The following is a 25,764-nucleotide window of genomic DNA, read 5'->3' on the forward strand; positions in this document are numbered from 1 at the left end:
GCAGCACCTTGAAGAAATGTCCGGCGTTTCATGCGTGTGACCTTTCAACACCAAGCCCCGCACCTGCCGCTCACGTACGCCCGTTCAGTGAGGTACTTGACTTCGAAACGGCACTGAGAGTTTGGCGTGACAGAGGGCTTCGGAACGAAAAAAAACGCGGCAGATATTTTGTATCTGCCGCGTTTCCTTTATCGATCAGGAAGCTGCTTTCGGCGCAATCCGAGGACCATGTTCGACGCGTTCCGGCGCCTTGTGAACCATGGTGTAGGCGTAATCGACACCCATGCCATAAGCACCGGAATGTTCTTTCACCAACGCCATGACATCATCATAGGTTTCACGGTGTGCCCAATCGCGCTGCCATTCGAGCAGAACCTGCTGCCAGGTTACCGGCACCACACCAGCCTGAACCATGCGATCCATCGCATAATTATGCGCATCAACCGATGTGCCCCCCGAAGCATCGGCGACCATGTAGATTTCATATCCGCCTTCAAGCATTGCACAGAACGCAAAGGAGTTGTTGCAGACTTCGGTCCACAAGCCGGAAACGATCACTTTCTTGCGGCCGTTTGCAGCGAGTGCATCACGCACTTTCTGGTCATCCCAGGAATTCATCGAGGTCCGTTCGAGAAGCGGCGCTTCCGGGAAGACGGCCAGAAGTTCCGGATAGGTATGGCCTGAAAAGCTTTCGGTTTCGACGGTTGTGATCGTGGTCGGGATGTTGAAAATCTTGGCAGCCTTTGCAAGGCCAACGGTGTTGTTTTTAAGGACCTGACGGTCAATCGACTGAACGCCGAATGCCATCTGAGGCTGGTGATCGATGAAGATGATCTGCGAATTTTTCGGGGTAAGAAGTTCAAGCTTTTCCATTTTAGGTCTCCTGTTTGATAAAACGACATTGCCTGCATGCAACAAGCGCAGGGGGAAGGGCCGGGGACTAGGAAGTTGGGATCGCAGACACGATCATCAGCACGCCAAAAACGACAAAGATTACGCCGGTCAACGCACGCCCACGCCGGGCATGTTCCGGTTTTTGAAACATCCTTACGACGTGCCGCGCACCAATTGCGTAACCGCCCAGAACAACAAGCTTTGCAACGACAAACGTCAAAACCAGAAGTGCCAGAACAGCTGGGCCGCTCTCGGCGGGAATAAACTGCGGGAACAATGCCGCAAAAAACAGAACGGCCTTTGGGTTGCTGATCCCGACACCGAATGAGTGAAACCAGAGAGCCAAACCGTCGCGTCCACGTGCTATCTCAGCAGTCCCATCGGCCTCTTTCGGTTGGACGACGGGTCTGAGATACGTCCACCCCAGCCACAGGACATAGAACGCACCAAGCAAGCGCAGGCTGAGAAAAATCAGTGGATACGCTTCGAGTAAAGCACCCAAGCCAACCACCGAAAGTGTCGCCAGCAGTGCAATTGCGACAAGATCGCCACTCAGTGCACCCAATGCGCGACGCCACCCAAAGGCAAGAGCATTGTTAACGAGAAACAATGTCGACGGACCAGGCGTCGCGCTTTGAGCTGCGCTGATCAAGATAAAAGCAAGATATGATGATAATTCCATTGCGCACCCAAGACAATAATTTGTTCAACGAAACAGAAATGGTTAAAGTAACCCAATAGTTTTCCTGCCTTTTTTGTAAAGCAGAGCGCCATTTCCATTCTGACTCTCAAGAAGTGATGAAGAGCCGTGACAAATCCTCAGGCGTTCATCTGGAATCTGATCAGTCCATTATTTATCCCTAGCCAGGGACTGGCGTGTTAAGCAGTTGCTGTTCCCATTGGAATGCGACACCACTCGCCCCGGCATGTTGCTTAAGTATCTCGGCAAGTTCGGGAATATGTTCTTCGCGCGCCCAGTCGCGTTGCCACTCGGAGGCCAGAGCCAGCCATGTCATCATATTCGCGCCTGCTGCGATCATCCGCTGGATAGCAACTTCATGTGCCTCGACTGAAACACCGCCGCATGCATCGGTTACGACCGTGACATCCCACCCTTCGCCAAGGGCCTGAATGGTTGGCATGGCAACACAGACTTCGGTCCACAGACCCGCTATAACAAGTTGCTTGCGGCCCGTTTCCTTGACGACATCTACCACTTTTGGGTCTTGCCAGGTGTTGATCAAAGTACGGTCAATAATTTCCTGTCCGGGAAAAACATCGGTAATCTGGGGGAAAATGTTCCCGCCCTGACGTGCGATCACGGAAGTTAAGATGGTCGGTACGCCAAACGCCTTGGCAGCTTTTGCCAGTCCGACTGTGTTGTTAACCACCATATGGGGATCGTGGCTATTGAGGTTTGCCAGCTGGTAAGGTTGGTGGTCGATCAGCACAAGTACCGAGTCTTCAGGGCGAAGTAGCGAATCAAGGCCATTACGAATGCGCATAGACTGTCCCTTTCGATATTCGAAACAGGGCTTGATTGCTCGAATTATTGTATTTTGCGCCCCGTGAAATGACAGTCGCAGGTCTCTGGATAAGACACTAGTGCCCGTATATGATATGCTGTGTCGCAGCACAGGGAACGCGAAATTGGACATAGAAGAATTAGAAACATTTGTAGAAGTTGCTGACTCCGGGGGGATTTCTCCTGCCGCGCGTCGACTGGGTCTCTCCAAATCAATCGTCAGTCGGAGACTTTCACGCCTGGAATCTGCGCTTGGTGTCCAGCTTCTGGCGCGCACGACCCGAGGTGCTGCACTTACCGAGGCCGGAGTGACGTTTCGTGAACATGCTGCGCGGATTCGTGATGAATTAGAGTTGGCGAAGGACACACTGCTGCCAACCGGTGAGCTTTGCGGACGGCTTCGTATCGCCATGCCGCTTTCATTTGGTCCGACCCACTTTTCCCCTGTTCTTGCAAAAATGGCGCAACGCCATCCCCAGCTTCAAATCAATGCCTGCTATAGTGATCGTTTCGTAGACCTTATTGCCGAGGGGTTCGATTGCGCGATCCGGCTGGGTCACCTTCCTGACTCCAACCTGATTGCAAAGCGGTTTGCACCTATTCATGGCAAGCTCGTTGCGAGCCCCTCGTACATCGAGATGTACGGTGCACCTGAAACGCCCGAAGATATTGTACTTCACCAAGCCGTTTTACAGGGTACGGAGTCATGGCATTTGATGGACGGTGACAAAATCGTCACAGTGCAGCCGCAAGGGCGTTTCAAGTCGGACAATGGCATAGCACTGACCGCCGCTGCGGCAGAAGGTCTTGGCATTGGATGTCTTCCCAATTGCCTTACCCACGAATACTTGGTTTCCGGAGCCCTCGTTCCGGTGATGCCACAATATCCCCCAAAATCCGGAGGGGGCTTTGTGGTGCGACCACCGGGAAGTTACCCGGACCGCAAGGTGCGCATACTAACTGAAATGCTGATTGAGCATGTTCAGGCCAATCCCCATCTCTGGGAAAAATAGCCCTAACAAGCCAGCAAGCGCCAACCCGGTCATCTCGGTCAGTCTTATTCCGAGCAGACATTCCACTTCGTGCGACACAGTTAAGCGCATAGCGTGACTAGCGCAGCGAAAAAACATCCGCCAGTGTGGAGTATCTTTCTGATCGGTAGTGCAATTTTGCCTGCTCGGCCTGCAAGGGCGCTAAGGACAAGTAAGGAGTGCGCGTATGAGTTGGAACCCCGCATTGCAACCGGGCTGCCCCGATGATGTAGATACTGACGCGATTGAGACACTTATTGTCCCGCGTGCAAGAGACCTTGGCGATTTTGAGGTTCGTCGCGCCTTGCCTGCACCAAAGCGGCAGATGGTCGGCCCCTTCATCTTCTTTGATCAAGCTGGACCGGCAGAATTTCTGACCGGCCGAGGTGTTGATGTAAGACCACACCCGCATATCGGTCTTGGCACAGTCACGTACCTTTTCCGCGGTGATTTTCATCATCGGGATAGTACAGGGGCAGACCAGATCATTCGTCCCGGCGAGTTGAACTGGATGGTTGCCGGGCGCGGTGTATCCCACTCAGAGCGTACGTCAGCGCAAGCCCGGTCCGGGCCCAACAGTTTGTTCGGAATACAAACTTGGCTCGCACTACCCGATCAGTACGAGGATATGGCCCCGACATTCGAACACCATAATCAAGAGACGCTGCCAATAATCGAGAATTCCGGCGTCAAGCTTCGACTTATTCTCGGCAACGCCTATGGCAAGGTTGCACCTGCGACAATGCTCTCCGAGACCTTTTACGCCGATGTGATGATCGAAGCAGGAGGTCGATTGCCTTTGCCCGACAATCACGAGGACAGAGGCATCTACATCGTCGAAGGTTCTATATTGATCGCCGGACAGGAGTATCAATCATCTCAAATGATGGTTTTCCGCCCCGGAGACAAAATCACCGTATCGGCTGGTGAGAAAGGTGCTCGTATCATGATCCTCGGCGGCGCCACCCTTGAGGGTCCACGGTACATTTGGTGGAACTTCGTTGCCTCGTCAAAAGAGCGTATCGAAGAAGCCAAGGTCGAATGGCGCGCAGCAAACTGGGGCAAAGGACGTTTCGATCTGCCTATCAATGATCGTGATGAGTACATCCCCATGCCTGATTGAGCGGCGTCGAGGATAAACCTCAAAGACAGCCAAGTCGGTCCGGGGTTGCTTTAGCACTCATTTCGAAATGTCTTTTTCTGAGATCACAACCAGTAACCGCTGTACATCTATGAGATGGATACGCTCAGTTTCGCGCGGAGTAAACCAACATACCGTGTCGTGCTGCTGTGTCGTGAAATAGAGAATGCCAAGTTGAATATAGAAGACTTAGAAACATTCGTCGTGGTTGCCGATGCGGGCGGAGTTTCTCCCGCTGCAAGACGGCTAGGTGTATCCAAATCAATTGTCAGTCGCAGGCTCTTTAGGCTTGAAGCAGCGCTTGGTGTTCAGCTTCTTGCTCGAACAACACGTGGTGCTGCCCTCACTGAATCCGGGGTTGCATTTCGTGAGCACGCCGCAAAGGTGAGTGCCGAAATCGAAATTGCGAGGGATACGATCATGCCCACGGGGGATCTTCGAGGGCGCCTGAGAATTGCCATGCCGCTCTCATTGGGACCAACACACTTCGCCCCCGTTCTTGCGAAGATGGCGCAACGCTATCCCCAGCTTCAGCTACATGCTTGCTATAGCGACCGCATTGTTGACCTTATCGCCGAAGGTTTTGATTGCGCGATCCGGGTCGGCTACCTTGAAAATTCCAATTTGCTCGCTAAACGCATTGGGCCCGTCTATTTGAAACTGGTCGCAAGCCCGTCTTATATCGAGACACATGGAGCGCCAGAAACGCCCAAGGAAGTCATGGCGCACCAGGCTCTAATGCAGGGAACAGAGTCCTGGAAATTTATGGATTGTGACAGGGTCGTCACGGTCCAGCCACAGGGGCGCTTTAAATCCGACAACGGCATCGCTCTTACCGCTGCGGCAACAGCCGGGCTTGGTATTGCCTACCTTCCCGACAGCTTGATCTGTGAATATTTGAGGTCGGGCGCCCTCATTACAGTTATGACTGGGTATCCTCCGCCGCCTGCCGCGGCGTATGTTGTCCGACCACCCGGCCAGCACCCTGTGAGAAAAATCCAAGTGCTTACCGAAATGCTGATTGAGCATCTCGAACAAAATCCGTGTCTTCGGGGGAGGGCTGAAAATTGAGAGCAGAGCTCTGACTAACGCGTAGAACTACATCTCAAAACGAATAAGAATTTATCTATGCAGTATTGAGCCGAACTGCAAAAACGCTCCCTACTCTAAACGCCATGAGGCACAACGGCAGTTTGTCATTTCGCTCAATTTAGAGGGTATGACGAACCGTATGTTTGAAATTGTCAGCTTTTCTGTCAATTATGCAGGTTTTTGTCATCTTTTGTGACAATCGATGACAACTTATCTGGCAATCGAAAATGCTAACCAACTGATTTTTCAAGAAGTCGAATTTCACCTTTTGTGGCACCTGACAGTCATATAATATGATTATTTCCCGTGGTAACCTTTATCCTCATTCCAATCATCATACTTTAATGCACCGTTCCTCCCCGAGTGCCTGTCATAGTTCGGGGGCCTGCAGTGACTGCGTTTGCTGGAGCTACGTCAGAAGGCTCTTCGAATAATCGAACCCGTCCAGATATTTTGCCTGAATGAATCGCATGAAACGGTCATGAAACTAGCGGGTATGGGCGTGTGCGAGTTGATCGGCCTTTTCTGTATCCTTGATGCGGATGGCTTCGATCATGTCGGCATGTTCTGATGTCAGCAGAGCTTCTTCTGGTGATGACGACAGGTAGTCAAAATGCATGTGCAATAGACGTCGCCCTTCATCGAGCATGCGGGCATAGCCTTGCTTGAAGTATGGGTTTCCGCCGGCGGTTGCGATTGCGACATGGAAATCCCGATTGGACGCGGACATGCTCAGATAGTCGTTGGTCTTGCACCGACATGATATTATGCACCGAGCATCCCATTTCAGTCACTACCGTGCTGACGCTTTATTTCGTTGCTACAGCGTCGGTTGAGGTGAAAACCGGTAAACGTCGTATCATCGAGTTCTTGCTTTCGCCCGTGATGAAGTACGGGGATGAGTCCCTCCGTGAACGTTAGGGGATATGGGGATGTGGTGGTTTTGGAGCTACCAGAAATTCCCATTGCAATGGTCTGCTAAGCTCCGGCTATTTTGACATAGCGAGGAGTATTAGAGGTTATTATTTGCCAGAAACTCACGCTATACCTATGAGTGTTTATTTATACTAATAATAAACCTAAAGCATAGCCATAACTTCAAATGCAATCTTTAATTGTTAACTTGACTCTCCTTTAATTACAGGTCGTAGTATCTTTTATCCTTCTGATAGATATGGCTTTTCCGGAAGGCGGAGGCGGTTTTTGTCTAAAGGATACCAATTACGGTTCTTATATCAGAGATGTAAAATTTCCTTTGCTAACCGGAGAATGGTCGATGTCAGTGAGCAGTTTGAACTGGGGTTCTGGTGGGATTGTCGGAGCCATCAATGAATTGATGGATAACGTCACAGGTGAGTCGCAAATTACCCATTCAGCGTTGGGGCTCATTTCCTTTTCCGATGTCGACATTGACCGGTATCACAGTATCACCGTGACAGGTCCTGATGGGGCTATTGGCGGATTTACCGCTATGGTTGCTGACCCGGCGACGGGTGACGGCTCAGGGACGGTTCTTTGGCAATATTCTGTTCCAGATGCGGCGACAGAGCATCTTGGCGAAGGTGAGACCGTAACCGAGGTCTTCACCATGCATTTGACAGATGATCAGGGCGAAGAAGTTACGCAGGACGTAACTGTTACGGTTACTGGCAAAAACGATGCGCCGGAAATCATCGCGCACTCCCCTGATGTAACGATTACCGCATTGGCTGACGGTTCAGAAGGGGAAGGTGAGGCTACGCACACTGCGACGGGTTCTGTTGAGTTCGATGATCTTGACCTCACAGACTCTCATACCCTGACCGTTTTTTCGCCATATGGACACAGAGGCGAGCTTGTTGCCAACATCGTGCAGTCCGCAACAGGTGACGGCACGGGGGTGATTGAATGGAGCTATGTCGTTTCTGATGGTTCACTGGACGATCTGTCGTCTGGCGATACTTTTATTGAGAATTTCCTGCTGCAGATCGATGATGGACACGGTGGTGTTGTCCTGACGTCTGTGAACGTGACATTGAGCGCGCCGGAAAACGCAGCCCCGGTCATTTCAGCCGACATCAGTGCTGCTCTTTCTGAAGATGATGCACCGACGATTATCAATTTGCTCGCCAACGCAAGCGACAGCGACGGGGATGACCTTGATGTTCACAATGCGTCGATCAGCGTAAGTGATGGACGTCCTCTGGCCTATTCCCTGAGCTCGGAAACAGGTGGTCTGGCCTTTGATCCCGGCCAGTTCAATTACCTGACGGAAGGCGAAAGCGTAACAATCACCGTTTCTTATAATGTGACCGATGGATCGGCGACGGTGCCGGCTTCTGCGGTTATCGTCATAGAAGGGCGCAATGATGGTCCGGTCGCCGTTCAAGATGTGGTGCTGGCAACCGAAGATACGACAACCTCACCGGTTACAGGCAATGTTCTGTCGAACGATACAGATGTGGATGGCGATGCCCTTGAGGTCATTTCCGTAAATGGGGAGGCCGGGTATGTCGGGCAGCAGATCAATGGTGTTTATGGCCTGATCACAATCGGTGCGAATGGCAGCTACAGCTATGTTCTTGATAATGCGCGTCAGGCTGTTCAGGAACTGGCCGAAGGGCAGGTTGTTAGCGAAAGTTTCAGCTATCAGATCCGTGATGAACATGGCGAAACAGCCATTGCTTCAGTTGAAGTCACAGTGGTTGGAACGAATGACAGTCCTGTTGTTGCAGGCGTTGACCTTGGTGAGGTTGACGATGACGAAACCCGTATCATTACCGCAGCGGAGCTATTGGCAAACAGCAGCGATATTGATGGTGATGCTCTGTCGGTTGTTTCCGTCTCTATCGCTGCCGAAGCAGGGTCGGTCTATGACAATGGTGACGGGACTTGGACCTTTGTCCCCCAACTGGGTTATGTTCAGGATGATGTACAGATCGAATTCGTCGTCTCTGACGGCACTGCGGAAACCACTGGAACGGCATCTATCGATGTGCTTCTGGGGAATGAAGCACCCGTTGCCGGTGATGACACGGTAGATGTATCTGCGAATGCGCCGACGGTGATTTCAGCAGAAGACCTTCTTGCCAATGATCAAGACGTTGATGGTGATGCTCTTGAGATTGTGTCGGTTGAGGCTGGCGCGCATGGCACGGTGGCGCTGGATGAGGACGGGAATGTGGTCTTCACGCCGGAAGATGGCTACACGGGCGATGCGTCCTTTAGTTACACGGTCTCAGATGGACAAGGTGGAACAGATAGCGCGACGGTGCAGGTTTCTGTTACGGAAGTCCAGGATGAGGGCGGCAATGTCACCCCGAATGCCTCCGAGGTCTGGGACACGGCACAGCTGTCCAACGGTGGTCAGGTTGTTATCTGGCACAATGGTGAGGGGCTGACGGGATCAAACATCTATGCCGGAGACGGCAGCGTTGTCAAAAGTCATTACAGATTGCCAGGTGATCCGACCAATCTTGCGGAATTGAAGGTCGAAGGCCTCGCCAATGGTGGCTTTGTTGTTGCGGGATTAAACAGTAACAATCGCGTTGTATTTGCCGTCTATAATAATGAGGGTCTGCTCTCGCGTTCATGGCAGCCGGTAATTTCCGAGAGTTATCCGCATGGAGTGCCTGATATCATCGCCACGCAAGGTGGTGGTTTTACGTTGGTGATGCATGGAAATCGAGGCACCTCTACACGCTGGGACACTTTGGGACGCCGTTATGACGCAAATGGGAATGCGTTAGGTGATGTCTTTGAAATAAATGCACCAATTAATGGCGATACTCACGCGAATGGAATTGAGCTCGCCGATGGTAGGTTGATGCTGTTTTCTGTCCACAGGCTTCCCAATAATTGGCAGGTTACGGGTCAGGTCTTCTCTGCAGAAGGTTCAGCATTGGGTGAAGCGTTTGACGTCGCTTCCTCGACCTCCGGGATTGACGATTTTGTCGTTGCGCCGATCCGCCTTAATGACGGGCGAATTGCGCTCACGGTTGGTGGGGAACTCCACATTTACAGTGTCGATGGCACTAACAGTGTCGTTGAAGATGTAACAGTATCGTTTGGCGAACTCGGTGGCAGTGCCATTTCTGATCTGGTTGCCTTGGCTGATGGCGGCGTGTTTGTCCTTTATACCCGGGAGGAAGGGGATGAATATCAGGTCTTTGGTCAGCGCTATGATGCAAGTGGCAACCTTGTCGGTGACGAAGTTGTATTCGGAGAGCTGTCGGTAGGCTCTGAGACGATGGCGCGTTTGGAGCCTTCGACGGATGGCGGGGCTGACGTTGTCTACCTGAGTAACGGTACCCATCTCACGCGGATCCATGTTGAGCCGGAAGTTACCGGAGAAACGGTTGATCGTGCGCAGTTCCGAGACGAACAGCATGCTCCTGTCGCGGCTGACGACGCGGTAGAGGTGACTGCGGATTTAACGACAGTGATCTCAGCATCAGACCTTCTTTCCAACGATCAGGATGCGGACGGAGATACGCTTGAGATTGTGTCGGTCGAGGCTGGCGAACATGGCGCGGTATCGCTGGATGAGAACGGGAATGTCGTTTTTACGCCCAACGCCGGATACACAGGCGGAGCTTCATTCAGTTACACTGTTTCCGATGGAGCCGGAGGTCTGGATAGGGCAACTGTGATCGTCGATGTTGTTCCATTAGAAATCAATAGTACAGCGGTCGACACCACCATTGATCTTTGGGACGTCGCGCAGTTGGCGAATGGCAATGAAGTTTCAGTATGGCGTTCATCTGGTGACGAAGGTATTTACGCCACTATTTATCGAGCGGATGGCTCTTACGAGAGGGAAGCTGCACTTCTTTCAGAAACAACTCGAGTTCTCACGCAATTGCATGTGGAAGGTCTTGCCGATGGTGGTTTTGTTGTAGCTGGAAGGACTAATGATATCGTCACTTTCTCGATTTATGACGCGTCGGGGAATATGACGAGCGATTGGCAAACTGCTACTGGTGAAGATCCTGCGCAAATATACAGTGAATATTCGCAAAGAGACCCTGAAATCATTGCCCTAAGAGGTGGTGGGTTCTTGTTGACGCTCTCCGACAAGCGGCCGGAAAACTTGATAGATTATGATATCCTGGTGAAGCGTTATGACGCAGACGGCAACGCTATGGGGGATGGGTTTAAAATTTCCTCATCTTCTCATGACTATCAATCGAATGGCATTGAGCTGCCTGATGGGCGTTTAATGCTGTTTGTAGTGTCGGCACTGAATGAATGGTCTGTAACAGCGCAAATATTTTCTCTCGCTGGAGAGGCTCTCGGGGATGCAGAAACGGTATGGCAAGAGCCTGTAGGCAATTCCTCAGTTGAAAACTATGATGCAACGCCGATTCTACTTGTTGATGGGCGAGTGGCCTTGATTGTTCGAAACCAATTTCATGTTTATAGCGTCGATGCAGATAACGCTATTACGCTTGATTTTTCGATCGACATTAACACCGGAGATGTTGGGCCGAGAGATTTTTTGGTTTCAGATATGGTTGCATTAGAGGATGGCGGCATCTTTGCGGTGATGATACGCAAAGATGGTGCGGAGTATGAAGTTTATGGGCAACGTTACGATGCGAATGGAGAGCCGATAAGTGAAGAGTTGGTCTTTGATCGGTTTAGCGGTGAAATGTCTGTGCGGCTTGAACCTGCAGAAGATGGTGGCGCCTATGTTACCTATCTCAACGCAGATGGATCGGCTTCGAGCCTGAATAGGATCCACGTCAACTCTTCGCTTACCGGCGATACGGCGACACGGGGTCAGTATCGAAACGATACGCCGATAGGAAATGATATGATGTCAGGAGATGATAGCGCTGATACATTCATCTTTGGTAATGGTGGCGACGCAGATGTAATTTTGGACGCAGACAACAGCGACCATATCGAGATGACATCGGGGGTGGATGCTGAAGATGTATGGTTCCTGCAAAATGGTGAAGATCTGGTGATCCAATTGCTTGGCCACCAAGACAATTTGACGGTCTCAGATTGGTTTGACGGAACTGGTAACCATTTGGTCAATTACATCGAACTTGGTTCAGGTGCATCGCTTGATGGAGCAAATGTTCAGGCCTTGGTTGATGCCATGTCAGTGTTCGGCGTCGGAGATGTAATTGCAGATACAATTGATCGTAACAGTGAAGCGTTCTCGAATGTGCAAACTGTGATTGCCGCAAATTGGCAGAACTAGCGATATTACCGACTAGGACATTAGTACGCATTTAGACCAGATCAATCCCGTCTCTTCAAAAGATTTGATGAGAGGGGATTGATCTGAGCATTTCGCTGGAAAATGAAAAATGTCAGCTTTTCTGTCAATTCTGCAGATTTTTGTCACCTTTTGTGACAATCGATGACAGCTTATCTGGCAATCAAAAATGTTAAGGCATTGATTTTGCTGGAAGTTGAATGTCATCTTTTGTGGCACCTGACAACTTTTCCCGAAAAATTTATGCCGCCTGAGACCGACGCATATATGCGTCGGTGCCGCCAAGGGTTTGTCATAATTCGGGGGGCATGGGACATGCGGGATGTTCCAAGCCGCCATATCTTGATTTCCAATCTGTGTTTCTGATCCGAAATTGAACCTCGATATTCGATGTTACGCACGCTGCTGACATTTCGTCGGTTGTTTGACGTGAATGCCGACAGGGTGTCTGTTGTTACCGGACGGATGAGACCGCCATTCTGCCTTTTTGCAACGAAAGGGAAGACACATGCGCGGTTCAGATATCCTTGCTGACATGCTGATCGCTTACGGCGTAGAGACCGTCTTTGGTGTTCCCGGTGATACAAACGTGCCGTTTTACGAAGCGCTTCAGGAGCGTGAAGGGAAAATTCGTCATGTGATGGCCCGGGATGAGCGTTCTGCCGGTTTTATGGCCGATGCCTATGGTCGCTTTACCGACAAGCCCGGGGTTTTCGAATGCCCGTCGGGCGCTGGGGCGATGTACTCGCTGCCACCTGTCGCTGAATCAAATGCGTCCTCGGTTCCCGTCATTCTTTTGACGATTGACATTCCGCTCCCGGGTGAAGGGAAAGGCGTTCTGACCGAACTTGATTGCGCCAAATTGTTTGAGCCAGTCACCAAAATGTCGGTTCAGGTCAAGTCGGTCGAAAAGCTGCCCGAGATCATCCGGAGAGCATTTCGGGTCGCGACATCAGGAAAACCCGGAGCGGTTCACCTGCAAATCCCGGAAGATATCCTGCAACACGAAGTCGATCCGGCAAAGGTATCCCTTCATGTCGAAGAGGAATGCAAGACCTTCCCATCCTTTGCGACCTTGCCTGCACCAGGCAAGCTTGAAGAACTGCTCACTCTGTTGAAAAGGGCCGAAAAGCCGTTGATTGTATCGGGTGGCGGTGTCAACCGCGCCTGCGCGGGCAATGCTGTTCTTAAGCTTGCCGAAAAGCTCAATATACCGGTGTGCACAACGATGACTGGCCAAGGCACGATCCCCGATGATCATGAGCTGGCGGTTGGCGTTATCGGCGATAACGGCTATCATCCCCATGCAAACCGTGCCCTGGAAGAAGCCGATTTCGCCCTGTTCATCGGGTCACGGATCGGGTCGGTTGTGACCATTGGCTGGACTTTCCCGAAGGTGACGCTGAACAAGCGTCTGGCCCAGATTGATATCAATCCCGAAATCATGGCCAACAACTATGAAAATGTGTTGTCGGTTATTGGTGATGCCCAACTGGTTGTCGAGCAACTCGTCGAGATGATCCCCGATGGCAGGGATGGGAGCGATCATAAGTCGTGGATTGATTATCTCAACGAACTGCGCCGTCAGTTCTGGGAGGGCGCCGAGCCCTACATGAGTGCGGAAGACTCTCCGTTGCGTCCCGAGCGGGTGGTGCGAGAGTTTAACAAAGCGCTGGAAAACTCCGGTGAACCTGCCCTGATTTATTCGGATGCCGGCACACCGACCCCCTATATGACCCGCTTCCTGAAAATCAACGATCCACAGACGCGATTTGCCATTCCACGTGCGTTTGGCGGACTTGGTTCTGCCTTGCCGGCAACGGTCGGGGCATGGTGTGCAGATGAAAGCCGCCGTCCGATCGGAATGTTCGGAGATGGTTCATTTGGCATGACGGTCGGCGAACTTGAGACCCTTGTGCGCTTGCAGGTGCCCGCGATCCTGCTGCTGTTCAATAACGGTATCTTTGGCTGGATTAAAGGGTTGCACCGTCTCAAAGGCCACAATCAGTGCTTTAGTGTTGATTTCCTGCCGCCGCGTGGTCAGGCGATAGCCGAAGCATTTGACATGACAGCCTGGACCGCCAAAACCCCCGAAGAACTTGAAGTCGCCCTCGAAAAGGCATTCGCCCACAAACAGGGGCCATGCTTCATCGATATCCATGTTGAGTCACTGGCTGATCGTGTGCCGCCGGTTTACTCGTGGCTGACCAAAAAGGGCGAAGATCCACTCGAGTTGCAAACGAAGCGGGTTCCCTACCTGTAGTCGTTTGTGCCACGGCGGGTGCCCCCAGATGACCTTGCGGGTCGGGGGCATCCGCCAACCCTCATGCAACCCGTTTGGGAACGTCATGGATATCTGATTCCGACGTTTCGTCGGAAATCACACCTCAAACCGGACATTGTGTCCCTTTTCTTTGACAGTCCGGCAATGAAGAATAATCAAAACTGGAGGGGCTAGATGGCGCGTCAGGTCGTTGTCTTGGGAGCAGGTATTGTCGGCGTTTCAGCTGCGTTGGAGCTTCTTGATCGGGGCTATGATGTCACACTGATGGATCGCAAGTTTCCCGGCGAGGAAACATCCTATGGCAATGCCGGGGTGTGGACCCGTTCATCGCTGGTGCCGATCAACAATCCGACGCTGTGGAAGAACCTGCCAAAGTTTGTGTCAAACCGCACGACGGCGCTGCGATATTATCTGCCGTTTCTGATGCGTAACCTGAACTGGACATTCCGGTTTTTGATGAATGCTCGTCAGAGCAAAGTTCTTGAAACGGCTGCCGCCCTTGATCAGTTGATCTCGCTTTCCATGCAAGAGCATATGCGCCTGCTTGCAGCTTCTGGTGAGCAACAGCGCCTCAGCGAAAAGGGCTGGATGTTCTTATATCGCACTCAGTCAGGGTTCGAGGCTTCTCAGTTCGCGCGGGATATCTTCGATCACTTCGAACTTGATACCGAAATTCTGAATGCGGACCAGATTTCCGATCTCGAACCGTCGCTTAACCGGATTTTTACTGCAGCAACCTGGATCAAGGATGCCAAAAGCATTGATAATCCAGGTGCTCTGGTGGCGGGTTATGGCAAACTGTTCCTCGCCAAGGGCGGCAAGTTTGTTCAGAAGACAGTGCAGTCGCTGTCAGACTTGTCTACTACGTCAGGGGGCTGGAAAGTCATTGCGGACGGCGGTGACAGTTTTGTCAGTGACGATTTGGTCGTCGCCCTCGGTCCATGGACCCCGCATATTTTAAAGAGCATCGGTATTGATGTTCCGATGGGGTATGAGCGCGGGTATCACATGCATTTCAGATCAGCCAATGGCGGGCATTTGCAGCGTCCGATCTGTGATGCCAGTGGTGGATATGTCCTTGCCCCCATGGAGCAGGGATTTCGACTGACAACCGGTGTCGAGCTTGATGCGTGTGATGCACCGGGAAAACTTAATCAATTCGAGCAAGCTGTTTCGTCTGCCAAAGAGGCATTTCCATTGTCCGGCCCGGTTGAAAACAGCCCGTGGATGGGGCGTCGCCCGACGCTTCCTGATAGCAGGCCAATCATCGGTGCCGCCCCGAAAAGAAAAGGTCTTTGGCTTGCCTTTGGTCATCAGCATATCGGTTTTTGCACCGGGCCCGGTACGGCCCGGGTTCTTGCCGATCTGATGACCGGTCAATCACCACCAATCGACGCAAAGCCCTTCTGTGCGGAGCGTTACCTGAGATAATAAAAAACAAACAAAACAACATCTATCATCGGAGGCTTTTATGAAGTTGAAGAATACTGTCATTACCGGGATCGTTCTTGCGTTCCCGCTTGTGGTTTCCGCGGCAAATGCAGAAACCTGGGATATGGCGCTTGCCTATTCGGCGTCGAACTATCATTCGGAAATCGCGGCCGAGTTTGCCGCCGAAATCACCGCCGGTACGGATATTGAAGTGATCCCTCATCCGGGTGGTTCCCTGTTCCCGGGGGATCAGATTTATACATCGGTCCGTCGCGGTATCATCCCGATCGGCGAGCGGCTGATTTCCGCTTTGGCGAACGAAGACCCGATCTATGGCGTTGATTCGGTCCCGTTCCTTGCGACGGGTTTTGACGCGTCGATGAAACTTTATCAGTCATCGAAACCGGCCCTTGAGGAAACCCTGGACGGTGCAGGTCTGCACTTCCTGTATTCCTGCCCGTGGCCACCACAGGGGTTCTATTCGTCGGTGGAAGCCAAAACACCGGACGATATCAAGGGACTGAAATTCCGTGCGTATAACGCGACGACTTCTGCCTTTGCCGAAGAGCTTGGCATGGTGCCGACCAAAATCGAAGCAGCCGAACTGCCGCAGGCCTTTGCCACAGGGGTGGCTGAATCGATGATTTCGTCGGGTTCGACCGGTTATGATCAGAAGCTTTGGGAACATGTGAAATATTACTATGATGTCAAAGCCTGGCTGCCGCGGAACATGGTGTTTACCAATGCCAAGTCCTGGGCTGGTCTGGATGATGCAACCAAGGCTGTCTTTGAAAGTGCCGCGGCAAATGCAGAAAGCAAGTGCTGGGCAAAAGCCGAAGAACTTGATGCATGGTATATCGAAGAGTTCAAAAAGAACGGTATGCAGGTCGCCGAAATGAGCCCGGAGTTGCGCGCCGCCTTTGAAAAGGTCGGTGCGAAGCTGCGCGCGGAGTGGCTGGAACGTGCCGGCGAGAAAGGGCAGGCTGTTATTGACGCCTATGGTGCGCAGTAAGTCCGAATGATTACCTGCCGTTCCTTTCGGGAACGGCAGGGTTTCTCTTTGGAGATCGACATGTTTGTCATGATTTCGAAGGCGCTAGACAGGGTCTACAAGGCCGGTGCCGTTGCGGCGGGTGTTTTGTTGGTGGCGTTATGCTGTCTGGTTTTATACAGCACATTTGCCCGATCGCTGGGGCTTTATGCCGGGGGGGCATCGGATGTTGCCGGGTATGTAATGGCAACGGGAACGTTTACCGCATTGGCCTATACCCTTCGTGCGAAACGCCATATCCGCATTTCGCTGTTTGCCGAAAAACTAAACGGTGGCGGGCGTCATTTTCTTGAAATCCTGTGTCTGATTGTTCTGGCGGTGATTACCTGCTTTACAGCCTGGTACATGGTTCAGATGACCCTGCTTAGCCATGAGTTTCAGGATCGTAGCCAGGGTGCTGATGGCATGTTGCTTTGGATCCCGCAGTCTTTTGTTGCCGCCGGTTCATGCCTGTTTGCGCTGGCCGCGGTGCATAGCCTTTTTCAGGCTTTGATCGAAGGCCGTAATCCGCAGAGCGAGCTGTCGGGGACCTCATCTAACGAAAGCCCGCAAGAGCTATGATTGAAACCATCTCGATAATTGTCTTTCTGGCATCACTGTTCCTTATGCTGGGCATGGGGGTCTGGGTTGGTGCCGCTCTTCTTGGAACGGCCGTGATCGGCATGATGATTTTCACATCGGCCCCGGTCGGGGATTCGATGGCGATCAACATCTGGGCGGGGCAATCTTCATGGACCCTGACGGCGCTGCCGCTGTTTGTCTGGATGGGGGAAATCCTGTTTCGAACGTCGCTGAGCGAAACATTGTTCAGGGGGCTTTCGCCCTTTCTTGGTCGTTTGCCCGGCGGGCTGTTGCATGTCAATATCGGTGCGTCTGCCGTATTTGCCGCGATTTCAGGGTCGTCTGCCGCAACGGTTGCCACCGTCGGCAAAATGGCCATTCCGGAACTGCGTAGACGTAAATATCCCGAAAAAATGATCATCGGCACCCTGTCCGGGGCCGGGACGCTTGGTCTTTTGATACCGCCATCCATTTCGATGATTGTTTATGGCGTGACCGTGAACGAAAGCATTTCCAGCCTGTTCATCGCGGCAATGGTCCCGGGTATTTTGCTTGCGGTATGTTTCAGCCTTTATGTGGTTGTCTGGTCCAAGCTGAATGCGAAAAAGGTTGCCGAGATCGAGAATGAAAAGTCGGAAGGCAGCCTTTTTCGGAACCTGATTGATCTGTTGCCGGTGCTGTGTCTGATTGGTGCGGTGATCGGATCGATCTATTCCGGCTTTGCGACAGCGACCGAGGCCGCGGCACTTGGCGTTCTGGGATCGCTGGTTCTGTCGCTTGTGCAAAAAAGCCTGACCTGGAAGAGTTTTTCAGAGAGTGTCATGCAGTCCGTTCAAACGACCTGCATGATCATGCTGATCCTGATGGGGGCAGGGTTTCTGTCGCTGACGATGGGCTTTACCGGTATTCCGGCTGCTTTGGCCAATCATATTTCGGGGCTGGAGCTTTCGCCGTTTACGCTGATCATTTTCCTGACGGTCTTTTACATATTCCTTGGCTGTTTTCTGGACGGATTGTCGTCGATTGTTTTGACGATGGCCGTGATCGAGCCGATGGTCAGGGCGGCGGGTTTCGACATGCTGTGGTTTGGCGTGTATCTGATGATCGTTGTTGAAATGGCGCAGATCACGCCGCCGATCGGCTTTAACCTGTTTATGCTTCAGGCGATGACCGGCAAGGGAATAGGCTTCATCGCCCGGGCGTCCGTGCCGATGTTCCTTGTGATGTGTGCATTCGTGCTGGTGCTTGTCGCGTTCCCGGAAATTGCGACCTGGCTTCCGAAGGCATTACAGAATTGATGCAGCTTAGCCCCCGGTTTCCGATCGGGGGCTACCCCACTTGTTTGGCAAGCTGCAATACCCAGTCACGGAACCGTTTGACCGCGATGGAATGGGCTTTGCGTTCGGGATAAACCACAAAATAGCTTTCGCCGGATGGCACGGGCGCGCCAAAGGGGGTATGGAGCTTGCCCTCGGAGAGTTCGTTTTCGATCAGGCAAACCGGAATTACCGCCAGTCCATAACCGGCAATCGCGGCATTGATCAGCATTCCGGTATTATCAAATCGTGGCCCCTGAAGGGTGCCGCGATAATTGATGTCAGAAGCGCGCAGCCATTTCAGCCACAGGCTTGACCGGCTGGCATTTTGCAGCAGCCGATAGTTTGCAAAGCCTGTTTGATCCAGTCGGGTTCCGGGGGCGATGAGCCCGGGGGACGACACCACAGCGATCTTTTCGGCAAATAGCGGATAGGATTTGGCGGCGGGCCAACTGCCGTCGCCGCGCAGGATTGCGATATCCATATTGGTGTTGCTGAAATCCACATCATTATAGGTACGCGTGAATTCCAGATGTTCGTTCGGAAAATTACGGCTGAAGGCATCTATATAGCGGGTCAGCCAGCGAGAGCCGAATGTCGGCAATGTCCCGATTTTCAGGGCATCTTCTGCGCGCCTGCCCCGCACGATATCGATGGATGCGATTTCAAGCTTGTCGATGGCAGTGTGGATGGTTTCGGCATAGGCCTTGCCGGAATCCGTCAGGACAACCCGCGAGCCATAGCGTTCAAATAACTGTATTCCCAAAAATTCTTCCAGGTTTTTGATCTGACGGCTTATGGCACTTTGGGTGATGCCAAGATCATCCGCAGCCTTGGTGAAACTGAGCTGTCTGGCAGCGGATTCGAAGGCCTGAAGCGTGGATAATGTCGGAAGAAATCGGCGCATAAGGAACCTAGCGTAAATGTGGCATCATGACTTTTAGTCATGATGAGATCATTTTTACACATTTTTCAGTGCCCGCGCGATGTGCAAAAATCTTTCAAAATCAAAAAATGATCACAATGAACGCATCTGTGAGGCTTAGTGGGAATTATGTACAGGTCTTTGGACAATGTTGACCGGCAACTGGTTGCGCTTTTGGAAACAAACGCCCGGATGCCTGCAACCGAACTTGCAAAACGTGCTGGGCTCGCCCGTTCAACAATTCACGAACGGATTTCGCGGCTTGAGCGCAAAGGCATTATTCTTGGCTATTCGGCGATTGTGCGCAAAACCGATGACACGGAAAATACTCGGGCGCTTATATATCTCAATACAACGCAGAAACGCTCCTCGCATCTTTTGAATGTATTGGAAAGCTTTCCGGAAGTCCGGAGTTGCTTCTCGACAAGCGGGACTTGCGATCTGGTGTGCTGGGCCGAATTCAGTCACTTAGAAGATCTCGATGCGCTGCTTGACGAAATTGCGCTTTTACCTTCTGTTGAGCGGGTGGAATCCAGCGTGATGCTGGCAAGCAAGTTTGAAAAGGACAGCATCGGTGCAACAGTGCGTAATGCCAGTACGCTAGCGGTTGTCGGAGGGCAGAATTGACAGATGGATATTTGCTCCAAGGGCGAGCGGTATACGGCGAAAGCATTGGCGTTCTGGTGTTGAACACGACGTTTCCACGTGTTCATGGTGACATAGCAAACGCCAGAACATTTGACTTTCCGGTACGCTATAAGATCGTGACCCAAGCAACCCAGGGCACTGTTGTAACCGGTGCGGATAAAGCGCGTGTGTTGCTGCCTCATTTCATCGAGGCTGCTCAAGAACTTGAACGCGAAGGCGTTTCCGCGATCGCAACCAGTTGCGGATTTCTTTCAGTGGTTCAGGAAGAGCTCTCCGCCGCGGTATCAATCCCAGTGGCGACCTCAAGCTTGCTTCTGCTTCCGATGATTTTAAACATGATCGGTACGCGCAAGGTCGGAGTGGTTACAGCTAATGCCAGCGTTTTGTCAAAGCGCCACCTGATGATTGGTGAGAGTGTTTCACATGACCGAATTGCGTTGTGTGGTCTGGAGGACTGCCCGAACTTCCGCTCTGCAATTTTGGGGCTCCCAGCAAGCGGAACCTCTGGGTTCGATATCAACCTGATCGAACAGGAGGTTGTTACACAGTGCAAAAAGCTCAAACAGGATAACCCCGAACTGGGCGCTGTCCTGTTTGAATGCACCAATCTACCCCCTTATGCCCGCGCAGTTCAAAAGTCGATAGGCTTGCCCGTGTTCGGCATAACCCACCTTATCGAAATGCTACACCAATCTGGACGTATGCGTGCATTCGACGGTGATTGCTAGGCGAAACTTTGATGCGATGAGAAAATTGTCAGCTTTTCTGTCAATTCTGCAGGTTTTTGTCATCTTCTGTGGCATCTAACAAGTGATTACAGAACGTAACCACTGCTCCATCGCTCTCAATCTTCGCGCAAAAATCAGTCTGATATCGCAGCCTTCGAAAAACATGCCGGTCACAGAATTTGTGCCGTAGGACCGGATCATGTCGTTTAGTGCAAGGACGCGATCAAGCCTGTCACAATGTTCTGACGATTTTTAGGTGAGTGCGTCAGGTCTGCGAAACTGATCATTACTTTTTCAAGTTTTGCCCAAGCGGTTTCTTTTGACATCGCGCTGAGCTCGCGTGCGACTTGCCATGGATCCAGTCCAAGTCTGGCCAACATTGAAAGTGTCGTCACAGGCGTTCCGTTCAAACCTGCACCGATCCTTGTTTGCAGAAACCTGTCGTATCGCGTGTCGAGGCCGTTTGGATAGTTTTCCATCATGATAGACCAATCCATGCAAATGTCGGTGTTCGATCTTTGGCAAGAAGCCTGATTTAACCGCCCTGGCGAAATGCCATGTGGTTGACATTATAGATCAACCCATGCGGGGCGGAGCTAATGTGGATTAGTTGAGCGTTCATGACGCTATTTAGCGCACGGATAGAATGGCTGCTCGCCTTTGCCAAAATCGATCTCGCATCTGAACGGATTTCTTTCAATTGCAGACGGACCATTTTGCCAAAACTAACCGAGGTTAGCTTCGCAGGCACACAATCGGTGTAAAAGAGTAGTCTTCATTAAATGTTCTGCGATGTTGGATCGCATCTCGTAACCGGTCAGCTTGGATTAACATCAAGGCCGGTCTCTGCCTGCGGGTTGCTGGCAGGCGCCGATTTGATCGCTGTATCAATCCGCAATTTTCCAATCATTTGAAAATTCGAGACGCATGTTCGTTCGCGTCGTTATGCGTGCTTCGAAAAGCAAAGAGCGGTGTTTTATCAAGCCCTCTTTGCGCGAAACAATCCAGACATTTTAGCCCTTTATCTGCCCTTTTGGAGGACAAGATTATGAACTATCCCGATTGGTTGAAGCCTTATGTTCTTGGTGCGGTTTCCGGTGCGGCTTTGGCAACGGTTGTCGGCTTTACCTGGGGCGGCTGGGTGACGGGCGGTGACGCGCGTCAGATGTCAGAGACAATGTCCGATGACAAAGTGATCGCCGCGTTGGTGCCTGTTTGTGTTGCCAAGGCGAGTGCGGATTTAAATCGTGCGGCAAAACTCGAAACGATCCGGGGGGTGTCAAGTTATCAGCAAAGAGAAGCCCTGATGGAAGCAGGCTGGGCAACGATGCCAGGCACTGAAATTCCAAACCGCGATCTTGCACAGGCTTGCGTCAAAGCGCTTGAGCCGGAGTTGTCATAATTGCAAAACCCAAGGAGACAAAGATAGTGTCAGACGAGAGGACGACTTCTCCTTTGCCGCCTGAGGCAACATCCTTGGAGCGGCGGGTTCTTGCCCATGAGAGGATTTTGCAATCGCTTATCGCCTACATGTCGCGAAGTGATCCGCGATTTGTTGAGCATCTGCAAGACAGGTTTGTTGTGCCGATGTCGCGGGCGCCTCATGAGCATCGCTACAAAGAAACAGACGAATATGCCGAAGATTTCATTCGCGCTGTGATGTTGCTTGAGGCGAAAGGTCTGACCGATCGTGACAAATCCACGCTGAACAAGAGCACGTCGGTCAGGCAGCAGGGCGGTGTCGACTTTGTCCATGCACCCTATGCACAGCGTATCGAGCGCGGCGGCCGGGTTGATCGTGTGCAATTGATCAAAAAGAACAACATCTGGGAAATCAGTGTGGATGGCGTTTTTCGCGGGCACTATCACGACCGCGAGCATGCCCTTGCAGCCGAGGCCCTTGCGAAGCTCTCACTATCTTGAGGGCGCTTTGCACGGCTGTTGCATTGTCCCACTCAACTCGGTCAGGACAGATTAAATGCGTTTAAGCATCGGATATTATTTCCAGTATCAATTGCAGCAAATCACACCAATGATCGCGCTGCTAAATGTTCATCACTCCCGCGTTCATGATCTTGAGGGCGACGACCGCCTGCAGACAGTACCGGAACTGGCGCAAACACGTTATGTCGACGGGTTTGGCAACATCTGTACGCGTTGGACTGCGCCGGTCGGTAAATTCGTCTTGCAATCAGACGGCGTTATCTTCGACGACGGGACTGAGGATGAGCCATGCCGGGATGCCAAACAGCATGCGGTCGAGGATTTGCCGTCTGATACGATCATTTACCTTCTTGGCAGTCGCTATTGCGATACGGACCTGCTGTCAAACGAAGCGTGGCGACTTTTTGAACGCACACCGCCGGGTTCGGAAAGAGTCCAGGCGATTTGTGATTTTGTCTACGATCACATTACGTTTGGATATCTTGATGCACGCGCGACCCGGACAGCATCAGAGGCGCTTAAGGAGCGACGTGGCGTTTGCCGGGATTTCACGCATCTTGCCATCGCACTGTGTCGCTGTATGAATATTCCGGCGCGTTACTGCACCGGATATCTCAGTGATATCGGCGAACCGTTGCCCCATCCGAGCGGCGATTTTGCAGCATGGATGGAGGTTTACCTCTCTGGCCGATGGTGGGTGTTCGATCCCAGAAACAATTCCCCGCGGGTCGGTCGTGTATTGATCGCCAGAGGACGGGATGCGGCCGATGTGCCATTGTTGCAAACCTTTGGCGAAAGCATTTTGCGAGACTTCCGCGTTTGGACGGAAGAATTGTGATGCTTTTTCATGATGGGTTCCAAAAAGCCGCTCAAGAGATAGCGGGGCCAGCTTATGCTGTCTCTTGATCTGGTCCATTCAACGATCTACCGCTATCACTGGCCGGTTTTACTTGGGCCGCATCGTTTGATGCTCCGCCCACGAGAGGCGCGCGATACCCGGTTGGTGTCCTTTGAGGTCACAATTAACCCGGACGCAGAGTTGGTCTGGACTCATGATGTTGCGGGCAACGCGATCGCAACAGCAAATTTCAAGGACAAGACCGACTATCTTAAAATTGAAAGCCGGTCCAAAATCGAGATGGCTGCTTCGCAATGGCCGGTTTTTACAATCTCGGCCACGGCGTGTACCTTTCCGTTCTCATATTCAGACGATGAATGGATTGATCTCGGTGCTTTGACAGCACAGCATTACCCGGACCCGACCGGGCGGTTATCAGACTGGGTGAATGGTTTTATTTTCAGTAGCCCGACAGACACGCTGTCATTGTTAAAGGACATTAGCTTCGGGATATCGCAACGCACGACCTACCGAAGGCGGGAGAGCGAAGGCACTCAAACGCCGCTGGAAACTCTGGACAATCAGGAAGGATCGTGTCGCGACTTTGCTGTTTTGTTCGTTGCGGCAGCCCGTTGCCTTGGTTTCGGGGCAAGAATTGTGTCCGGGTATCTGGTGAATACAGATAGCAGCTTAAGAGGATCAGATGGGTCAGGTTCAACGCATGCCTGGGCGGAGGTCTTTCTTCCTGGTGCCGGTTGGGTTGCCTTTGATCCGACAAACCGCAGTGTGGGATCGGGCAATCTTATTTCGGTGGCGGTGGTTCGTGAAATGACGCAGGCAGTTCCGGTTGCCGGTGAGTTCACGGGGGGCAGGGGCGCACTTATTGACATGAACGTTGCCGTCTCCATCACTTAAATCCCGCGCCAGTTCAGTAAACTTGTTTTTGCTAATCTACCCAGCGAACGTGATCTATTTGAGTTTCAGCGCATTCCCACCCTTGATGATCCTGTCGATCAGGCTGTGGACAGCCTGATGATCTGTTTGGGATGGAGTGCCTGCGGTTGCGGGATTATGTGCGTCTCTCGCATCTTCAAGAATACCGGTGATATCCTCTGTGCTGAGAATTCCAAGATCGCTCAAGCATATTAGAGTAGATTCGCAAATCGACAGCGCTGCAGATCCCTGGATATCCATAGAATAATTCATGGTTCGCCCTTTCTTCTGTGCGCTTCGGTACGCAATGCCGTGTTTTAGGTTCAGCTTTTCCTATCGCCCCTCGGTCCGGCGCAGCATCGGCAGGTTGGCCTTAACAGGGGTTGCTGACATCCGTGCGACAATGAGGGGTGCCGATATTCAATGGAGAGGACAGGTTTGATGGTTTCCTCGACGGCGGCTGTTTCAAAGCGACTGAAAAACTATATCGACCTGACAGAGCAGGAGCTCGATACCCTTTCAGGGATGATTGGTCCGTCGCGGATGATTTCTGCAGGTGGAGAAATCGTTCACGAGGGGCAAAGCGGGCACCGTGCCTTCATTTTGCAGGACGGTTGGGTGATGTCCTACAAGTTGCTTCCCGAAGGTGCGCGCCAGATTATTGACTTTCAGGTGCCCGGTGACTTCCTCGGGTTGCGAAGTTTGTTGCTTCGCACGTCGGACCATAGCTTTGAGGCGGTAACGGATGTTCTGGTTGGCGAAGTCAAAGCGCAAGACATGTTGTCAGCTTTCTCATCAGCACCGCGTTTGGCGATGTCGATATTGTGGTCAGTGTCCTGCGACGAGGCGATGGTTGTGGAGCATCTCGTCAATATCGGCAGACGCTCGGCGATTGAAAGAACTGCACACTTCCTTCTGGAACTAGGTGCGCGGCTCAGATCAATCGGTGTCGGTGATGCGCAAGGTTATCCGTGTCCTTTATCGCAATACCAACTGGCCGATACGCTTGGCCTTAGCGCGATCCACATCAATCGCGTTTTGCGCCAACTGCGCGAACAGAATTTGGTCACTTTCCAAAAGGGAATTGTCCAGTTCAACGATTTGAAAAAACTGACCGAACTTGCTGAGTTTGAAATGGGATACCTCGATCAGGTTGGCCCGGTACTTGTATCGTAAGTCATCCTGACCAATCGTGATGCTTACGAGAA

At 52.0% G+C, this 25,764-nt stretch carries 23 protein-coding genes; 16 read left to right on the forward strand and 7 right to left on the reverse strand.

Annotated features, from left to right (window positions below):
• Window positions 1–195: 195 nt before the first annotated feature.
• The 3 genes from B3Z49_RS21490 to B3Z49_RS21500 all read right to left on the reverse strand — a co-directional run bounded on the left by B3Z49_RS21490 (window position 196) and on the right by B3Z49_RS21500 (window position 2,399).
• Window positions 196–873, reverse strand: coding sequence for a hydrolase (locus B3Z49_RS21490; protein WP_037987393.1), 678 nt, complete (start codon window positions 871–873; stop codon window positions 196–198).
• A 67-nt stretch (window positions 874–940) separates the two neighbouring features.
• A complete protein-coding gene (locus tag B3Z49_RS21495) occupies window positions 941–1,576 on the reverse strand; it encodes a LysE family translocator (RefSeq protein ID WP_296994775.1) in 636 nt (211 codons plus the stop codon).
• A 178-nt stretch (window positions 1,577–1,754) separates the two neighbouring features.
• The gene (locus B3Z49_RS21500; RefSeq protein WP_296994778.1) at window positions 1,755–2,399 is read right to left on the reverse strand and encodes a hydrolase; all 645 of its coding nucleotides are present in this window, start codon (window positions 2,397–2,399) and stop codon (window positions 1,755–1,757) included.
• A 145-nt stretch (window positions 2,400–2,544) separates the two neighbouring features.
• Between B3Z49_RS21500 and B3Z49_RS21505 the strand changes: the two genes are divergently transcribed.
• The 3 genes from B3Z49_RS21505 to B3Z49_RS21515 all read left to right on the forward strand — a co-directional run bounded on the left by B3Z49_RS21505 (window position 2,545) and on the right by B3Z49_RS21515 (window position 5,662).
• The gene (locus B3Z49_RS21505; RefSeq protein ID WP_296994780.1) at window positions 2,545–3,432 is read left to right on the forward strand and encodes a LysR family transcriptional regulator; all 888 of its coding nucleotides are present in this window, start codon (window positions 2,545–2,547) and stop codon (window positions 3,430–3,432) included.
• A 205-nt stretch (window positions 3,433–3,637) separates the two neighbouring features.
• Window positions 3,638–4,573 carry a pirin family protein gene (locus tag B3Z49_RS21510; protein ID WP_296994782.1) on the forward strand — a complete coding sequence of 312 codons (936 nt, stop codon included), beginning with the start codon at window positions 3,638–3,640 and terminating at the stop codon, window positions 4,571–4,573.
• 114 nt (window positions 4,574–4,687) lie between these two features.
• A complete protein-coding gene (locus tag B3Z49_RS21515; protein WP_296994785.1) occupies window positions 4,688–5,662 on the forward strand; it encodes a LysR family transcriptional regulator in 975 nt (324 codons plus the stop codon).
• Between the two features lie 508 nt (window positions 5,663–6,170).
• Here the strand turns inward: B3Z49_RS21515 and B3Z49_RS21520 are convergent.
• Window positions 6,171–6,473 carry an FCD domain-containing protein gene (locus B3Z49_RS21520; protein WP_349676409.1) on the reverse strand — a complete coding sequence of 101 codons (303 nt, stop codon included), beginning with the start codon at window positions 6,471–6,473 and terminating at the stop codon, window positions 6,171–6,173.
• Window positions 6,474–6,959: 486 nt separating this feature from the next.
• Here B3Z49_RS21520 and B3Z49_RS21525 point away from each other — a divergent pair, with 486 nt between their 5' ends.
• From B3Z49_RS21525 to B3Z49_RS21550, 6 genes are all read left to right on the forward strand, one after another.
• Window positions 6,960–11,879 carry a cadherin-like domain-containing protein gene (locus B3Z49_RS21525; protein WP_296994787.1) on the forward strand — a complete coding sequence of 1,640 codons (4,920 nt, stop codon included), beginning with the start codon at window positions 6,960–6,962 and terminating at the stop codon, window positions 11,877–11,879.
• Window positions 11,880–12,405: 526 nt separating this feature from the next.
• On the forward strand, window positions 12,406–14,160 hold the full coding sequence (locus tag B3Z49_RS21530) for a thiamine pyrophosphate-binding protein (protein ID WP_296994790.1): 1,755 nt from the start codon (window positions 12,406–12,408) through the stop codon (window positions 14,158–14,160).
• A gap of 195 nt (window positions 14,161–14,355) precedes the next feature.
• Window positions 14,356–15,612: an NAD(P)/FAD-dependent oxidoreductase gene (locus B3Z49_RS21535; RefSeq protein WP_296994793.1), complete on the forward strand. Its 1,257-nt coding sequence runs from the start codon at window positions 14,356–14,358 to the stop codon at window positions 15,610–15,612.
• Between the two features lie 40 nt (window positions 15,613–15,652).
• Window positions 15,653–16,624: a TRAP transporter substrate-binding protein gene (locus tag B3Z49_RS21540; protein WP_296994797.1), complete on the forward strand. Its 972-nt coding sequence runs from the start codon at window positions 15,653–15,655 to the stop codon at window positions 16,622–16,624.
• Between the two features lie 60 nt (window positions 16,625–16,684).
• Window positions 16,685–17,224, forward strand: a complete 540-nt coding sequence (locus tag B3Z49_RS21545) for a TRAP transporter small permease subunit (protein WP_296994801.1) — start codon at window positions 16,685–16,687, stop codon at window positions 17,222–17,224.
• Entirely contained in the window at window positions 17,221–18,522 is a 1,302-nt protein-coding gene (locus B3Z49_RS21550; protein ID WP_296994804.1) for a TRAP transporter large permease, read from the forward strand. The genes B3Z49_RS21545 and B3Z49_RS21550 overlap by 4 nt, the downstream gene beginning before the upstream one ends.
• A gap of 31 nt (window positions 18,523–18,553) precedes the next feature.
• Here the strand turns inward: B3Z49_RS21550 and B3Z49_RS21555 are convergent, their stop codons facing one another.
• Complete coding sequence (locus B3Z49_RS21555) at window positions 18,554–19,447, reverse strand: LysR substrate-binding domain-containing protein (protein WP_296994807.1); 894 nt, start codon at window positions 19,445–19,447, stop codon at window positions 18,554–18,556.
• Between the two features lie 159 nt (window positions 19,448–19,606).
• Here B3Z49_RS21555 and B3Z49_RS21560 point away from each other — a divergent pair, with 159 nt between their 5' ends.
• Window positions 19,607–20,092: an Lrp/AsnC family transcriptional regulator gene (locus B3Z49_RS21560; RefSeq protein WP_296994809.1), complete on the forward strand. Its 486-nt coding sequence runs from the start codon at window positions 19,607–19,609 to the stop codon at window positions 20,090–20,092.
• Window positions 20,089–20,841, forward strand: coding sequence for an aspartate/glutamate racemase family protein (locus tag B3Z49_RS21565; protein WP_296994812.1), 753 nt, complete (start codon window positions 20,089–20,091; stop codon window positions 20,839–20,841). The genes B3Z49_RS21560 and B3Z49_RS21565 overlap by 4 nt, the downstream gene beginning before the upstream one ends.
• A 206-nt stretch (window positions 20,842–21,047) precedes the next feature.
• On the opposite strand, the gene B3Z49_RS21570 is transcribed toward B3Z49_RS21565, so the two are convergent.
• Window positions 21,048–21,323, reverse strand: coding sequence for a hypothetical protein (locus B3Z49_RS21570; protein ID WP_296994815.1), 276 nt, complete (start codon window positions 21,321–21,323; stop codon window positions 21,048–21,050).
• Window positions 21,324–21,751: 428 nt separating this feature from the next.
• Here B3Z49_RS21570 and B3Z49_RS21575 point away from each other — a divergent pair, with 428 nt between their 5' ends.
• The 4 genes from B3Z49_RS21575 to B3Z49_RS21590 all read left to right on the forward strand — a co-directional run bounded on the left by B3Z49_RS21575 (window position 21,752) and on the right by B3Z49_RS21590 (window position 24,538).
• On the forward strand, window positions 21,752–22,243 hold the full coding sequence (locus tag B3Z49_RS21575) for a hypothetical protein (RefSeq protein ID WP_296994818.1): 492 nt from the start codon (window positions 21,752–21,754) through the stop codon (window positions 22,241–22,243).
• Window positions 22,244–22,428: 185 nt separating this feature from the next.
• Window positions 22,429–22,764: a hypothetical protein gene (locus tag B3Z49_RS21580; protein ID WP_296994821.1), complete on the forward strand. Its 336-nt coding sequence runs from the start codon at window positions 22,429–22,431 to the stop codon at window positions 22,762–22,764.
• Between the two features lie 55 nt (window positions 22,765–22,819).
• On the forward strand, window positions 22,820–23,623 hold the full coding sequence (locus tag B3Z49_RS21585; protein ID WP_197145680.1) for a transglutaminase-like domain-containing protein: 804 nt from the start codon (window positions 22,820–22,822) through the stop codon (window positions 23,621–23,623).
• Between the two features lie 54 nt (window positions 23,624–23,677).
• Window positions 23,678–24,538, forward strand: coding sequence for a transglutaminase family protein (locus tag B3Z49_RS21590; protein WP_296994825.1), 861 nt, complete (start codon window positions 23,678–23,680; stop codon window positions 24,536–24,538).
• Window positions 24,539–24,592: 54 nt separating this feature from the next.
• On the opposite strand, the gene B3Z49_RS21595 is transcribed toward B3Z49_RS21590, so the two are convergent.
• Window positions 24,593–24,829, reverse strand: coding sequence for a hypothetical protein (locus B3Z49_RS21595; RefSeq protein ID WP_296994826.1), 237 nt, complete (start codon window positions 24,827–24,829; stop codon window positions 24,593–24,595).
• Window positions 24,830–24,997: 168 nt separating this feature from the next.
• Here B3Z49_RS21595 and B3Z49_RS21600 point away from each other — a divergent pair, with 168 nt between their 5' ends.
• Window positions 24,998–25,732: a Crp/Fnr family transcriptional regulator gene (locus B3Z49_RS21600; protein WP_296994828.1), complete on the forward strand. Its 735-nt coding sequence runs from the start codon at window positions 24,998–25,000 to the stop codon at window positions 25,730–25,732.
• Window positions 25,733–25,764: the final 32 nt, after the last annotated feature.

Origin of the sequence: Thalassospira sp. UBA1131 (assembly GCF_002311515.1) — a bacterium.
Classification (GTDB): domain Bacteria; phylum Pseudomonadota; class Alphaproteobacteria; order Rhodospirillales; family Thalassospiraceae; genus Thalassospira.

Coding starts and splice junctions, on each gene's coding strand:
- B3Z49_RS21490 (WP_037987393.1), bottom strand. CDS start 873: ATGGAAAAGCTTGAACTTCTTACCCCGAAAAATTCGCAGATCATCTTC.
- B3Z49_RS21495 (WP_296994775.1), bottom strand. CDS start 1,576: ATGGAATTATCATCATATCTTGCTTTTATCTTGATCAGCGCAGCTCAA.
- B3Z49_RS21500 (WP_296994778.1), bottom strand. CDS start 2,399: ATGCGCATTCGTAATGGCCTTGATTCGCTACTTCGCCCTGAAGACTCG.
- B3Z49_RS21510 (WP_296994782.1), top strand. CDS start 3,638: ATGAGTTGGAACCCCGCATTGCAACCGGGCTGCCCCGATGATGTAGAT.
- B3Z49_RS21515 (WP_296994785.1), top strand. CDS start 4,688: ATGGATACGCTCAGTTTCGCGCGGAGTAAACCAACATACCGTGTCGTG.
- B3Z49_RS21525 (WP_296994787.1), top strand. CDS start 6,960: ATGTCAGTGAGCAGTTTGAACTGGGGTTCTGGTGGGATTGTCGGAGCC.
- B3Z49_RS21530 (WP_296994790.1), top strand. CDS start 12,406: ATGCGCGGTTCAGATATCCTTGCTGACATGCTGATCGCTTACGGCGTA.
- B3Z49_RS21535 (WP_296994793.1), top strand. CDS start 14,356: ATGGCGCGTCAGGTCGTTGTCTTGGGAGCAGGTATTGTCGGCGTTTCA.
- B3Z49_RS21540 (WP_296994797.1), top strand. CDS start 15,653: ATGAAGTTGAAGAATACTGTCATTACCGGGATCGTTCTTGCGTTCCCG.
- B3Z49_RS21545 (WP_296994801.1), top strand. CDS start 16,685: ATGTTTGTCATGATTTCGAAGGCGCTAGACAGGGTCTACAAGGCCGGT.
- B3Z49_RS21550 (WP_296994804.1), top strand. CDS start 17,221: ATGATTGAAACCATCTCGATAATTGTCTTTCTGGCATCACTGTTCCTT.
- B3Z49_RS21555 (WP_296994807.1), bottom strand. CDS start 19,447: ATGCGCCGATTTCTTCCGACATTATCCACGCTTCAGGCCTTCGAATCC.
- B3Z49_RS21570 (WP_296994815.1), bottom strand. CDS start 21,323: ATGATGGAAAACTATCCAAACGGCCTCGACACGCGATACGACAGGTTT.
- B3Z49_RS21580 (WP_296994821.1), top strand. CDS start 22,429: ATGTCGCGGGCGCCTCATGAGCATCGCTACAAAGAAACAGACGAATAT.
- B3Z49_RS21585 (WP_197145680.1), top strand. CDS start 22,820: ATGCGTTTAAGCATCGGATATTATTTCCAGTATCAATTGCAGCAAATC.
- B3Z49_RS21590 (WP_296994825.1), top strand. CDS start 23,678: ATGCTGTCTCTTGATCTGGTCCATTCAACGATCTACCGCTATCACTGG.
- B3Z49_RS21595 (WP_296994826.1), bottom strand. CDS start 24,829: ATGAATTATTCTATGGATATCCAGGGATCTGCAGCGCTGTCGATTTGC.
- B3Z49_RS21600 (WP_296994828.1), top strand. CDS start 24,998: ATGGTTTCCTCGACGGCGGCTGTTTCAAAGCGACTGAAAAACTATATC.